We start from the raw sequence: 12,394 nt of genomic DNA on the forward strand, positions 1-12,394 counted from the left end.
GGTGTGCGGGTCATGGTGTGCGGGTCATGGCGTGACCCGGATCTCTGGATGCCTTCTCCGGCGTCGAGCCGGATCGGCTCCCTCAGAACGCAGTGATGTCCTGCGGCCGGATCAGCCGGTCGGGCTGGAGCACGGCGTCGAGGTGCTCGCGCGCCATCAGCCCCTTCTCGAGCACGAGTTCGTAGACGCCGCGCCCGGTGGCGTGGGCCTCCAGGGCGACGGCGGTGGCGTTGCGGTAGCCGATATAGGGGTTGAGCGCCGTCACGATGCCGATGGATTGCTCCACCGAGGCGCGCAGGCGCTCGCGGTTGGCGGTGACGCCCCGGATGCAGTTCACGTCGAGGGTCCGGCAGGCGGCCTCCAGGTGGGTGAGGCTGCGAAACAGGCTGTAGGCGATGATCGGCTCGAAGGCGTTGAGCTGGAGCTGTCCGGCCTCGGCCGCGAACGAGATGGTGACGTCGTTGCCGATGACCTCGAAGGCGACTTGGTTGACCACTTCGGGGATCACCGGGTTGACCTTGCCGGGCATGATCGACGAGCCGGCCTGGCGCGCCGGCAGGTTGATCTCGCCGAAGCCCGCGCGCGGGCCGCTGGAGAGCAGGCGCAGGTCGTTGCAGGTCTTGGAGAGCTTCACGGCGACCCGCTTCAGCACGCCGGAGAGCTGCACGAAGGCGCCGCAATCCTGGGTCGCCTCGACGAGGTCCTCCGCCGTGACGAGGGCGATGCCGGTGATCTCGGACAGGCGCGCGCAGACGAGGGCCGCGTAGCGCGGATGGGCGGTGATGCCGGTGCCGATGGCGGTGGCGCCCATGTTGATCTCGCGGATGAGGAGGGCGGCCTCGGCCAGCCGCGCCTCGTCCTCGCGCAGCATCAGCGCGTAGGTGCCGAACTCCTGGCCCAGCGTCATCGGCACCGCGTCCTGCAGCTGGGTGCGGCCCATCTTGAGGACATCCGAGAACTCCGCGGACTTGGCCGAGAAGCTGCCGCGCAGGTCCGCCATGGCGGCGACGAGGCGGCGGATGCCCCCGGCCGCCGCGATCTTCAGGGCGGTGGGGTACACGTCGTTGGTGCTCTGCCCCATGTTGACGTGTTCGTTGGGGTGCAGGTGGGCGTAGGCGCCGCGCGGGTGGCCCAGCAGCTCCAGGGCCCGGTTGGCGATGACCTCGTTGGCGTTCATGTTGGTGGAAGTGCCGGCCCCGCCCTGGATCAGGTCGACCACGAACTGGTCGTGCAGGGCGCCGGCGCGGATCTCCTCGCAGGCCGCCACGATGGCGTTCATTCGGGCCTCGTCCAGGAGGCCGAGTTCGCGGTTGGCCAGCGCCGCCGCCTGCTTGATGGCGGCCAGAGCCACGATGAGATCGGGGCAGGTCGCCAGGGTCTGGCCGCTGATGGGGAAGTTCTCGACGGCCCGCAGGGTGTGGATGCCGTAATAGGCCGCCTCCGGCACCGTGCGGTCGCCGAGAAGGTCATGCTCGCTGCGGGTCGATGGGCTGGTCACGGTGTTCTCCTGGCAAAGGGCGGGCGAGGGGCTGGCAAGGATCTGGGATGTGCGGCCGCGATCCGGCGCGTGGGGACGCGGCGGGTATGCGGACGCGGCGGCGGAGCCGCAGGGGCGGCGCGCCGGTGGCTTCGTGGGGATGAGGGCTTCGTGAAGTCCGATGCGGTCGGGCGCCCTTCGCCCCGAAGCGGGGCGGGCGGCGTTCGCCGATCGACAAGGGGGATAGTCCCGTCCCCCGGCGCCGGCCAATGCTAAGTTCGCGCCGAACTATTCGGCAAGTGCATAGTTTGGCTCATCCAGGGCGGCGGCGGCCCAGACCTGGTCGAGGAACGGTCGCGCCCGGCCGGCACTGCGATAGAGGCGGATCTCCATCAGCATCTCGGGGCTGACGACGCCGAGGGCGCCGTGACCGATCTCGCTCGCCACGAGGCTGCGGGGCAGCCACGCCACGCCGTGGCGGCCGAGCGCCATGGATTTCAGCGCCTCCGCCATGGAATTCTCGTTGGTGTGGGCCGGGTAGGTGGCCGGCGCGCCGCCCTTGGCCTGGGCGATGGCGGCGAGGCGCCCGAGGAACGAGCCGCGGGAGTATTGCAGCAGGGGCAGGCGCCCGTCGGCATCGGGTTCGAGGCCCGGCGCGGCGACGGCCACGAGGCTGTCGCGCCCGATGACCCGGCAGGGATGGCGCTCGGGATCGACGGGGATCGGCACGCTCGGGTGGTGGTAGGTGAGGAGCAGATCGTAGCCGCCCTCCACCAGGGCCTGGACACAGATGTTGAAATTGTCGGGCAGCACCCGGCTCGCCATGGGCCCGAGCACCCCCTGGATGCCCGTGAGCCAGCGCGGCAGCACCGACAGGCACAGGGAATGCAGAGCCGCGATGGTGACGACGGGCAGGTGCGAGCGCTCGCCCCGGGCCTGGAAATCGGCGCGGCTCTGGGAGAGCAGGCGCACCACCTCCTCGGCGGTCTCGACGAACTGGCGGCCATCCGCCGTCAGGGTGATGGGGTAGGTGCTGCGGTCCAGCAGCACCGTGCCGAGCCAGACCTCCAGGGAGCGGATACGCCGGCTGAACGCCGATTGGGTGACGCAGCGCAGTTCCGCCGAGCGGGAGAAGCTGCGCGTCTCGGACAGGCTGAGGAAATCCTCGACCCACTTCAGTTCCATGATGCGCTTTCCGCCCCGCCGCCCGGCCGCCGCCGTTGGGACGGCGACAGTCTCGCATCGCCGACGCGTCCGGGGCAATCGCGGGTCCCGCCTGGCCCAACGGGTGGACGGAAGGTGAACGTCTCGGTAACCGTTCCGGCTTAACCCCGATCGGACCCCCTCCCACGAAGGCCGAGACCCGACGATGACGAGAGACCAGCTCGCCGCCGAACTGACGCGGATCGCCAAGCTCCAGCTCAGCGACATCACCCGGGCGGTCAAGAACGGCGAGAAATCCATCGCCCTCAACGAGGTGACGGATCTGGCCCGGCGCCTTCACCTCCTGTCCGACGCCGTCGCGGGCCGCCCGGCGGTGGCGCCCGGGGCCCAGGCTCCGGCGACGCAAGCCTCCGTGGTCCAGACCCCTGTGGTTCAGACGGGCGCGGCTTCGGCGCCGGCCGCCCATCCGTGAGCGACGGGTCGGCAGGTTCCAGCGCGACAGGTTCCGGCGCGACAGGTTCAGGCTCGATCTGGCGCGACACCCGCAACGCACGGTCCCGGGCACGCCTCGACCGGGCTTTACCCGCGATCTTCCCCGTCCCGGTGCTGCAGCACGCCCTGTCGCGGCCGCTCCTGCCGCCGACGCCGCGTCTGGCCGTCGAGAGCTACTGGCGCGCCCACATCCTGCGGGCCGACCGTCTCGCCCGGGCGCTCGCCGCCCGCTCCGGCGCGCCCGAGGGCTGGACCTGGCGCCTCGGCACCGAGCCGGGCCTCGCCGCGAGCTTCCGCCTGCCGCCCTCGCCCTACCGTGAGCCCGCCCACACGCGGGGCCGCGGCCATTGCTGCCTGTGCGGCCAGCCGGTGTTCCGCTTCGGCTGGCACAAGGATCTGTGGGGAACCGGCACGCCGAACAAGAACGCGGCCTGGCATTCGGCCTGCGTCACCGCGTGGAAGCTGTGGTGCGCCCCCGCCGAGCAGGTGACGGTGCTGAAACGCCACCAGCGCCACCGCTGCACCGAATCCGGCAAGCGCCTGTTCAAGACCGCCGAGGTCGATCACCGAGTGCCGCTCTACCGGGTCTGGCGCGAGCACCGCACCGCGCCCTGGCCCGAACTCCTCGGCTACTGGGGCGCCCCCAACCTTCAGGTGGTGAACCGCGTGGTCCACGTCGCCAAATGCAGCGCCGAGGCCGGCGAGCGCGCCGCCCGCCGCCGGGCCGAGGCTGTCCCGTCCGCCTTCCCCGCCTCCGCGTTCGGCGAGACCGATTTCGCCAGGGTCGATGCCCACGTGATCCAACCGGAGGAATACGACGAACGTCCCGAGCTGACCGACGCCATGATGGAGCGGGCCGATCGATCCGATGGCCCCATTCTGGTCCGCCGGGGGCGGGCACCGAAGCCGGCTCCCAAGCGATAGGTGCGTCTTCTCAGAAGAACGCCTCCTCTCAGAAGAACGCCTGCAGCCCCGTCTGCGCCCGGCCGAGGATCAGGGCGTGGACGTCGTGGGTGCCCTCGTAGGTGTTGACCGTCTCGAGGTTCTGGGCGTGGCGCATGACGTGGTATTCGCCCATGATGCCGTTGCCGCCGTGCATGTCCCGGGCGGTGCGGGCGATGTCGAGGGCCTTGCCGCAATTGTTGCGCTTGATCAGGGAGATCATCTCCGGCGCCATCCGACCCTCGTCCATGAGGCGGCCGACGCGCAAGGACGCCTGGAGCCCGAGCGCGATCTCCGTCTGCATGTCGGCGAGTTTCTTCTGGACGAGCTGGGTCTGGGCGAGCGGCCGGCCGAACTGCTTACGTTCCAGGGTGTAGCCCCGCGCCCGGTGCCAGCAATCTTCGGCCGCGCCCATCACCCCCCAGGAGATGCCGTAGCGCGCCCGGTTGAGGCAGCCGAACGGCCCCTTCAGGCCGGAGACGTCGGGGAGCAGCGCCTCCTCGGGCACCTCGACCCCCGCCATGACGATCTCGCCCGTGGTCGAGGCGCGCAGGGAGAGCTTGCCGTGGAGCGTCGGGGTCGAGAGGCCGGCCATGCCCCGCTCCAGCACGAAGCCCCGGATGGCGCCGTCGTGCCGGTCGGATTTCGCCCAGACCACGAACACGTCGGCGAAGGGCGCGTTGGAGATCCACATCTTGGCGCCGGTGATCCGGTAGCCGCCGTCGATGGCCTCCGCCCGCGTCGTCATGCCGGCGGGGTCGGAGCCCGCATCGGGCTCGGTGAGGCCGAAGCAGCCGATCCATTCGCCGGACGCGAGCTTCGGCAGGTACTTTTGGCACTGCGCCTCGGAGCCGTAGGCGTGGATCGGGTACATCACCAGGGAGGATTGCACGCTCATCATCGAGCGGTAGCCGGAATCGACCCGCTCCACGGCCCGGGCCACGAGGCCGTAGGCGACGTAGGACGCGGCGGCGCAGCCGTACTCCTCCGGCAGGGTCAGGCCGAGGAGGCCGACGCTGCCCATGGCCCGGAACAGGTCGGGGTCGGTCCGCTCCTCGGCGTAGGCCGCGACGATGCCGGGCAGCAGACGCTCCTGCGCGAAGGTCTCGGCCGTGTCGCGGATGGCGCGCTCGTCGTCGGTCAGCTGGTCGTCGAGGAGGAAGGGATCGTCCCAGACGAATCCGGCGGCGCGCAGGGGAGTGGCGATGGGCGCGTTCATGGAAGCTTCCTCGAACCTGTTGCGGCCGGTCGTGCCGGCCGTCGTTTGGATGCGAGCATGGACCCGGAGGGTCGGTCCCGTCCAGCCGGTCAGGCCCGCCCGAGGAGCGTCAGCCAGAGCACGGTGGTGAGGGGGGCGAGGAGGGTCGAGACGAGGACGGAGGCCGCGACCAGGCCGGTCTCGGCCTTGTAGCGCACGGCGAGCAGGTAGGCGTTGATGCCCACCGGCATGGCGGCGAACAGGGTGGCGACGCCCGCATAGGCCGGCGGCATGGAGAACAGCTTGGTGGCGAGCAGCCACACCGCGAGGGGATGCACCACGAGCTTGAGGACCGCGATGACGAGGGCGCCGGGCAGGTCGAACAGCACCTTGTAGCGGGTCAGGCCGGCGCCCAGCGCCACGAGGGCGCAGGTGGAGGCGGTGGAGCCGAACCCGTCGATGAGCGAACGGGCGACGCCGGTGGGCACCACGCCGCCGAGGCGCAGGGCCATGCCGATGCCGAGGGACACGAAGATCGGGTTCTTGACGAGCACCAAGCCGAGGCCGCGCAGGCGCTGGACCAGGGTGCGGTCACCCTCGGCCTCGATGAGGAAGGTGGCGCAGCCCATCATCAGGGGGAGATGCACGGCCAGCAGCAGGAACAGCGGGAACGCGCCTTCCTCGCCATAGGCCTGCAGGATGGTCGGCACGCCGACGAAGATGGTGTTCGACTGGCTCGCGGCGAACCCGTGCAGCACCGCGCCCTGGCGGCCGATGCCCTTGCGCCGGGTGGCGATGAGGGAGCCGGCGAGCCACGACACCGCCGCCCCGCCGAAATACGCGATCCAGTACGACCACGTCACCTCGCCTGTGAGCCCCGGCCGGGTGAGGGTGCCGATGATGAGGGCCGGCACCGCGATGGCGAACACGTATTCCGAGAGGCCGTCGCTGACCCGCTCGGACAGGAGGCCGGCGAGTGCCGCGCCCCAGCCGATCACGATGATCCCGAAGACCGGGGCGATGATGCTGACGGCGTTCATGAGAGCTCGGTGGGGCATGCGGGAGCGGGACGGGCGGGAGCGGTTTCGGTGTCCCCGCATCCTTAACACGGCGCGTCGCCCGGATGGATCGCCGGGGCGCATCGGGTTCCGATTGAGCGCAACCACCCGGCGACCGGTTCCGGCGCCGGGACGCTCCGCGGGCGTTTTCCCAGGACCCTGCTCGTCCTTCGGTAAAGCCGCGGCGTCGATGCGGCGTAAAAATGAGGCGGGAGGCAAGCACGGATCCGGTCGAAGCCGTCGTCGGCCGGTCGCTCGCAGGACGGAACACGGCTGCCGGTCTGTGCTCCGGAAACCAGGGCGCGATCAAATGCCTGGCAAGGTGCCTGGCAAGACTGTTCCGGTGCGCGACGACGACAGGGATCGGGCCGGAAACGAGGTGTGCGTGCCGTGCGCGGCATATGGTTTACGAAATCTTAGCGTCTATCCGGGTCTGCCTTGTGGATGTTTCCTTAATGCCACACGAACGTCGCAAGTCCCTCCTGGGCAAGGGTTCTGTCTAAAAAATGTGCAACTGCATAAAGGATGACTTTGGCTTGGCCGGCATTCTTTGAGAACCTCCAATCAACGGAACAACCCAACAAGAAGAGACTTGATATGGCCCGCCGCAGCGCGCTCCTCGGACTGACGACCCTCCTCCTGTCGTCGACCTACCTTCAGGCGGCCGATCTGTCGGTGAAGGCCCCGGTGCCCGTCGTCCCGGCGTCGTGCAAGGCCGAGATTACGTTCCCGTCCTACGGCGGCATCATCAAGCAGAACCCCAACCCGGCCTGCCTCACCATCGGCGGCCTCGGCGACATCTACTTCGGCGGCGCGGTGACGGGCTACGCCTACACCCAGACCAACCAGTTCGCCTTCTCGGCCGTGCCCCAGATCGCCAGCGATCGCGCCGGCCGCGTCGATTTCTCGAACCTGATGGGCACCATCCAGAAGGCCGACGGCCCGTTCCAGTTCTACGCTGCGTTCGGCGCCTACACGATCCCGGGCCTCGGCCTGCCGATCCTCAGCGCCTTCGACCAGACCAACCTGCTCTACTCTCCGATCCCGATCGTGTTCGGCAAGTACGTCTTCAACGACAACTGGTCGATCCAGGGCGGTCGCATGCCGACCCTCATCGGCTCGGAGCTGCCCTTCACCTTCCAGAACCTGAACATCTCCCGCGGTCTGCTGTTCAACCAGGAGAACGTGATCAACCAGGGCGTTCAGGTGAACTACAGCGACGGCCCGTGGTCGGCCTCCTTCGCCGCCACGGACGGCTTCTATTCGGGTGAGATCAACTGGGTCACGGGCGCCATCGTCTACAAAATCGACGCCGCCAACACGATCGGCATCAACGGCGGGACGCACTTCAACAACTTCAACTCGGCCCTGCAGAACCCGCGCTTCCAGTTCGCCACGCCGCTCTCGGTGCAGAACAGCTCGATCGTCAGCGCCAACTACACCTACGCCGACGGCCCCGTCATCGTGACGCCGTACGTCCAGTATACCAACGTCGAGAGGAACGCCGTCCTCGGCCTCGGCGGTGCCGAGACCATCGGCGGCGCGATCCTCGCCAGCTACGCCTTCACCGACAACTTCGCCCTCGCCGGTCGTTTCGAGTATATCAGCCAGAGCGGCAACAGCGCGAGCCCCTTCGGCCTCGGCCAGACCACCTCCGTCCTCTACGGACCGGGCAGCTCGGCGCTCTCCTTCACCGTGACCCCGACCTTCACCTTCGACCGCTACTTCCTGCGCGGCGAGTTCTCGACGGTGCAGCTCTACGACATCACGCCCGGCCTCGGCTTCGGCCGCACCGGCCTGAAGACCTCGCAGGAGCGCTACATGATCGAGACCGGCATCACCTTCTGATCGCCGCACTTTCCGATCGCTGCCTCCGCGCGACATGCCATCGAGCCCCCTCTCCGGAGGGGGCTTTTTTCGTTGGCGAACGGCCCGGCCAAACCGACCGGCCAAGCCGCCTCATCCGTCGTGACCCGCCACTTCGATCCGCGCCTTCAGGATCTCCAGAAGCGCCCGGTCGCGGCGGGCCTCCAGCTCCGGAAGGGTCCGCCCGGCGGCCTCGGCCTCGACCCCCGCGATGATGCGCGCCTTCACGGCCGCGTCGAGGTTGGGCGTTCCGAGGCTCGCCCAGCGCCGCTCCTGGCTGGCCCCGAGATGGTCGAGGTAGTGCCGGATACCGCCCGCGCCCCCGCCGAGATGGTAGGTCATGTGCGGCCCCATGGTGGCCCAGCGCAGGCCCGGCCCGTTGCACAGGGCGGCGTCGATGTCGGTGACGCTGGCCACCCCCTCGGCCACGAGGTGCACCGCCTCGCGGTAGAGCGCCGAGGCGAGGCGGTTGGCGATGTGGCCCGGCATCTCGCGCCGCAGGATCACCGGACGGCGCCCGAGCCGCGCATAGAACGCCGCCGCCCGGGCCGCGACGGCGTCGTCCCCCGCCACGATCTCCACCAGGGGCACGAGGTGGGGCGGATGGAACGGGTGGGCGACGAGCACGCGCTCCGGGGTCGCGCACTCGGCCACGATGGCGCTGCGCAGCATCGCCGAGGTGCTCGACGCGATGAGGATGCCCGGGGCCGCATGCGCGTCGATCTCGGTGAGCACGGCGCGCTTCACCGCCAACTCCTCGGGGGCGTTCTCCTGAACGAACCGCGCATCCGCCACCGCGTCGGCCAACCGGTCGTGCGGCACGAGGCGGCCGGCACCAGTCAGCCCGAGTTCGGCGAGCTGGGCCCGCGCCCGCGCCACCGCCGGCCCGAGGCGATCCATGAAATCCGGGGCCGGATCGTAGGCCGCCACGTCGAGGCCGTGGGCGAGGAACAGGGCCGCCCAGCTCGCCCCGAGGGTGCCGCAACCGATCACGGCGACGGGGCCGTTTTCATCCGTATAGACCTCTGTCAATTCGTCGCCCTCCGCGGCTTTACTTTCGGCTTTGGGCACGCCTTATTCAATCCATCACGGTTCGTTGAAGGACCGGACGCGGGCGAGAACGACCCGCGACGTGGAGGAAACCGATGTTCATGCGCAATGCGGCGGCGCGGGCCGCCCTGCTGATCCTGGCGGCCGTCTCCGCCACCGCGGCGCGGGCCGACGACGTGGTGCGCCTCGGCAATCTGAAGTTCGCCCATTACGGCGCCGTCTCCTACATGAAGGAGCTCGCCCCGAAATTCGGCCTGAAGATCGACGAGCGCGTCTTCGCCAAGGGCGCCGACATCTACCCCGCCATGGCGGTGGACCAGATCGACATCTCGGCCTCCGGCGCAGACGGGGCGGTGGCGGCCCGCGGCAACGGGGTGAAGCTCTACGTGGTGGCGGGCTTCGCGGACGGCGGCGTCCGCATCCTCAAGCGGCCGGACCTCGACGCGGTGAAGACCCTGAAGGACGTGAAGGGCCTCAAGGTCGCCTCCGTCCGGGGTGGCACCCAGGATCTCATGCTGCTCGCCGAACTCGACAAGCACGGGATGACCTGGGGCGAGCGCCCGGGCAAGGACGTGCAGTTGATCTACTTCAACAACTACGCCGACCTGAACCAGGCGCTGGCGCAGAAATACGTCGACGTGATCTGCCAGAGCGAGCCGCAATCGACGCAAGCCATCAGCGCCGGCTACGCGACGGAGGTGGTGAAACCCTACGACACCCCCATCGGCCGGCCCGTGCGCCCCCTGGTGATGACCGAGAAGATGTACAACGAGCGCCCCGAGGTCGCCGGCCGCGTCCTCAAGCTGTTCGTGGCCGCCACCAAGGCCTTCATCGACGATCCGGCCTTGGCCGAGAAGTACGTCCGCGAGACGGTGTTCAAGGGCCAGCTCACGGCCCAGGACTTTCGCGATGGCATGGCCAACGCGAAGTACACCTACGACGTGCCGGCCGGGCACATGCAGATCACCACCGACACCATGATGAAGTACGGCCTCGGCAAGATGGTCAATCCGCCGAAATCCGACGCCGAGTGGGTGAAGACCGACCTGCTCGAGAAGGCCAAAGCCGAACTCGTGGCCCGCTGAGGCCGCCATGCACCGGCTGCGCGGCGCCATCGTTCCCATCGCCCTCCTGGTCCTGTGGGAGATCCTGAGCCGTCTCGGCGTGTTCTCCGCCGTAGTGCTGCCGCCGCCGAGTTCGGTGGCGGTCAAGTGGGTGTCCGGCATGGTCCCGGCCCTGCCGCACGATCCGGCGCAGGAGAGCTACCTCTCCTGGCTGTTCTCCGGCGAGATGCCCCACGACGCGGTGGCGAGCCTCGCCCGGGTGCTCACGGGCTTCTGCATCGGTGCCGGTCTCGCCGTGCCCGTCGGCCTGCTGCTGGGCACCAGCGACCGGCTGTTCTCCCTGTTCAACCCCTTGCTCGAGATCCTGCGGCCGATCCCGCCCATCGCGTACATTCCGCTGGCCATCGTGTGGTTCGGCCTCGGCAACCCGCCGGCCCTGTTCCTCATCGCGCTCGGCACGTTCTTTCCCGTGCTGGTCAACACCATCGCGGGGGTGCGGCAGGTGGATTCCATCTACATCCGCGCGGCCCGCAACCTCGGGGCGAAGCCGTGGACGATGTTCCGCCGGGTGATCCTGCCGGCGGCGAGCCCGTTCGTGCTCGCCGGCATGCGCATCGGCATCGGCACAGCCTTCATCGTGGTGATCGTCGCCGAGATGATCGCCGTCTCGGACGGCCTCGGCTACCGCATCCTGGAAGCGCGCGAGTACATGTGGTCCGACAAGATCATCGGCGGCATGCTCACCATCGGCATCCTGGGCCTCATCATCGACGGGGCGATGTCGCGCCTCAACGACCACCTGCTGCGCTGGCATCGCGGCCTCGAGCGCTGAACCCCCGGACCCCCAGCATGCAGGCAGAAATCGTCGTCGCCCACGCCAGCAAGGTGTTCGGCAGCGGGCCCGGGGCGGTGACCGCCCTCGAGGACATCAGCGCCACGGTGCCGGAGGGCCAGTTCCTGTGCCTGCTCGGCCCCTCGGGCTGCGGCAAGTCCACCCTGCTCAACGCCATCGCGGGCTTCGCCCCACTGAGCGGGGGCCGCATCACCCTCGGCGGCCGCCCGGTGACCGAGCCGGGGCCCGACCGGGGGATGGTGTTCCAGGAATACGCCCTGTTCCCGTGGATGAACGTGGAGGACAACGTCCGCTTCGGCCTCGACATCAAGGGCGTGCCGAAGGCCGACGCCACCGTGACGGTGGACCGCATCGTCGCGACCCTCGGCCTCTCGGACTTCCGCAAGCGCTACCCGAAGGACCTGTCGGGCGGCATGCGCCAGCGCGTCGCCATCGCGCGCATCCTCGCCCTCGATCCCCCGGTGATGCTCATGGACGAGCCGTTCGGGGCCCTCGACGCCCTGACCCGGCGCACCCTGCAGGACGAACTCCTGCGCATCTGGGCCGAGTTCGAGAAGACCATCGTGTTCGTCACCCACTCCATCGAGGAGGCGCTCTACCTCGCCGACCGCATCCTGGTGATGACCTACCGCCCCGGCCGCCTGAAGCGCGACATCGCCGTGCCCCTGCCCCGCCCCCGCGACACGGCGGCGCCCGAGTTCAACGCCCTCAAGCGCGAACTCGCCACCCTGGTGATGGAGGAGCAGACCCGCTTCACCCAGGCCGAACGCCACGGCACGACCGTCGACTGAGGCCCCCGGCGCCCGCCCCGGAGCCGACGCAAAAACTCTCCCGAAACCCGCTGGACAGGCCGCCGAACCCTCTCTATACCCCCGCTCCACAGGCGGTGCCGCGAAAGCGAACCGCCCGCTGCCCAGGTAGCTCAGTTGGTAGAGCATGCGACTGAAAATCGCAGTGTCGGCGGTTCGACTCCGTCCCTGGGCACCATTCGTTTTTCTAGAGTTCCCAAGACTTTACAGCCTTTTTCCTCTATGCCCGCATCGGGCTGTGAGGTGAGGGGCAAACGGGTGCGAAACGCGCCAGTCGCGCGGTGTTAGCGGTCCCTGTATCGGCCGCGCTTTCCCGACTTCCGAGCGTCCATCCATACAGCGCGCTGAGCTGTGTTTCGACGTGCAACTTTGACCCCCGCAAGGCGATCCCACTCGGCTCCGGCCGCTTCCGAGCGGCCAC

General features: G+C 69.1%; 10 protein-coding genes, 1 tRNA gene and 1 pseudogene. 7 read left to right on the forward strand and 5 right to left on the reverse strand.

Annotated elements, in window-relative coordinates; all coding sequences use genetic code 11:
* Nucleotides 1-82 precede the first annotated feature (82 nt).
* Complete coding sequence (gene aspA, locus ASF52_RS00065; RefSeq protein WP_056165705.1) at nt 83-1,498, reverse strand: aspartate ammonia-lyase; 1,416 nt, start codon at nt 1,496-1,498, stop codon at nt 83-85.
* A 267-nt stretch (nt 1,499-1,765) separates the two neighbouring features.
* Nucleotides 1,766-2,662, reverse strand: coding sequence for a LysR family transcriptional regulator (locus ASF52_RS00070; RefSeq protein WP_056165707.1), 897 nt, complete (start codon nt 2,660-2,662; stop codon nt 1,766-1,768).
* A 184-nt stretch (nt 2,663-2,846) separates the two neighbouring features.
* Between ASF52_RS00070 and ASF52_RS00075 the strand changes: the two genes are divergently transcribed.
* Nucleotides 2,847-3,113, forward strand: a complete 267-nt coding sequence (locus tag ASF52_RS00075; RefSeq protein ID WP_056165710.1) for a hypothetical protein — start codon at nt 2,847-2,849, stop codon at nt 3,111-3,113.
* Between the two features lie 56 nt (nt 3,114-3,169).
* A pseudogene (locus tag ASF52_RS00080) lies at nt 3,170-3,859 on the forward strand (hypothetical protein); the annotation flags it as partial.
* A gap of 226 nt (nt 3,860-4,085) precedes the next feature.
* Here the strand turns inward: ASF52_RS00080 and ASF52_RS00085 are convergent.
* Nucleotides 4,086-5,294, reverse strand: a complete 1,209-nt coding sequence (locus ASF52_RS00085; RefSeq protein WP_056165713.1) for an acyl-CoA dehydrogenase — start codon at nt 5,292-5,294, stop codon at nt 4,086-4,088.
* Nucleotides 5,295-5,383: 89 nt separating this feature from the next.
* The gene (locus tag ASF52_RS00090) at nt 5,384-6,313 is read right to left on the reverse strand and encodes an AEC family transporter (RefSeq protein WP_056165715.1); all 930 of its coding nucleotides are present in this window, start codon (nt 6,311-6,313) and stop codon (nt 5,384-5,386) included.
* A gap of 615 nt (nt 6,314-6,928) precedes the next feature.
* Here ASF52_RS00090 and ASF52_RS00095 point away from each other — a divergent pair.
* A complete protein-coding gene (locus tag ASF52_RS00095; protein ID WP_056165719.1) occupies nt 6,929-8,179 on the forward strand; it encodes an outer membrane beta-barrel protein in 1,251 nt (416 codons plus the stop codon).
* Between the two features lie 111 nt (nt 8,180-8,290).
* Here the strand turns inward: ASF52_RS00095 and ASF52_RS00100 are convergent, their stop codons facing one another.
* Nucleotides 8,291-9,268 carry a 3-hydroxyacyl-CoA dehydrogenase NAD-binding domain-containing protein gene (locus ASF52_RS00100; RefSeq protein WP_244473644.1) on the reverse strand — a complete coding sequence of 326 codons (978 nt, stop codon included), beginning with the start codon at nt 9,266-9,268 and terminating at the stop codon, nt 8,291-8,293.
* An 80-nt stretch (nt 9,269-9,348) separates the two neighbouring features.
* Between ASF52_RS00100 and ASF52_RS00105 the strand changes: the two genes are divergently transcribed.
* The 4 genes from ASF52_RS00105 to ASF52_RS00120 all read left to right on the forward strand — a co-directional run bounded on the left by ASF52_RS00105 (nt 9,349) and on the right by ASF52_RS00120 (nt 12,151).
* Nucleotides 9,349-10,332 (forward strand): ABC transporter substrate-binding protein, encoded by a 984-nt coding sequence (locus ASF52_RS00105; RefSeq protein ID WP_056166860.1) that lies wholly within the window; start codon nt 9,349-9,351, stop codon nt 10,330-10,332.
* Nucleotides 10,333-10,339: 7 nt separating this feature from the next.
* Nucleotides 10,340-11,143, forward strand: coding sequence for an ABC transporter permease (locus ASF52_RS00110; protein WP_056165722.1), 804 nt, complete (start codon nt 10,340-10,342; stop codon nt 11,141-11,143).
* Between the two features lie 17 nt (nt 11,144-11,160).
* Nucleotides 11,161-11,955 carry an ABC transporter ATP-binding protein gene (locus tag ASF52_RS00115; protein ID WP_056165725.1) on the forward strand — a complete coding sequence of 265 codons (795 nt, stop codon included), beginning with the start codon at nt 11,161-11,163 and terminating at the stop codon, nt 11,953-11,955.
* Between the two features lie 120 nt (nt 11,956-12,075).
* Nucleotides 12,076-12,151 (forward strand) — tRNA-Phe (locus tag ASF52_RS00120).
* The last annotated feature ends 243 nt before the right edge of the window (nt 12,152-12,394 follow it).

Origin of the sequence: Methylobacterium sp. Leaf112, from assembly GCF_001423295.1 — a bacterium.
Lineage (GTDB): Bacteria > Pseudomonadota > Alphaproteobacteria > Rhizobiales > Beijerinckiaceae > Methylobacterium.

Bases quoted from the DNA above. Each gene is read 5' to 3' on its own strand.
- ASF52_RS00095 (WP_056165719.1), top strand. From the start codon at position 6,929: ATGGCCCGCCGCAGCGCGCTCCTCGGACTGACGACCCTCCTCCTGTCG.
- ASF52_RS00105 (WP_056166860.1), top strand. From the start codon at position 9,349: ATGCGCAATGCGGCGGCGCGGGCCGCCCTGCTGATCCTGGCGGCCGTC.
- ASF52_RS00070 (WP_056165707.1), bottom strand. From the start codon at position 2,662: ATGGAACTGAAGTGGGTCGAGGATTTCCTCAGCCTGTCCGAGACGCGC.
- ASF52_RS00110 (WP_056165722.1), top strand. From the start codon at position 10,340: ATGCACCGGCTGCGCGGCGCCATCGTTCCCATCGCCCTCCTGGTCCTG.
- ASF52_RS00090 (WP_056165715.1), bottom strand. From the start codon at position 6,313: ATGAACGCCGTCAGCATCATCGCCCCGGTCTTCGGGATCATCGTGATC.
- ASF52_RS00115 (WP_056165725.1), top strand. From the start codon at position 11,161: ATGCAGGCAGAAATCGTCGTCGCCCACGCCAGCAAGGTGTTCGGCAGC.
- ASF52_RS00075 (WP_056165710.1), top strand. From the start codon at position 2,847: ATGACGAGAGACCAGCTCGCCGCCGAACTGACGCGGATCGCCAAGCTC.
- ASF52_RS00085 (WP_056165713.1), bottom strand. From the start codon at position 5,294: ATGAACGCGCCCATCGCCACTCCCCTGCGCGCCGCCGGATTCGTCTGG.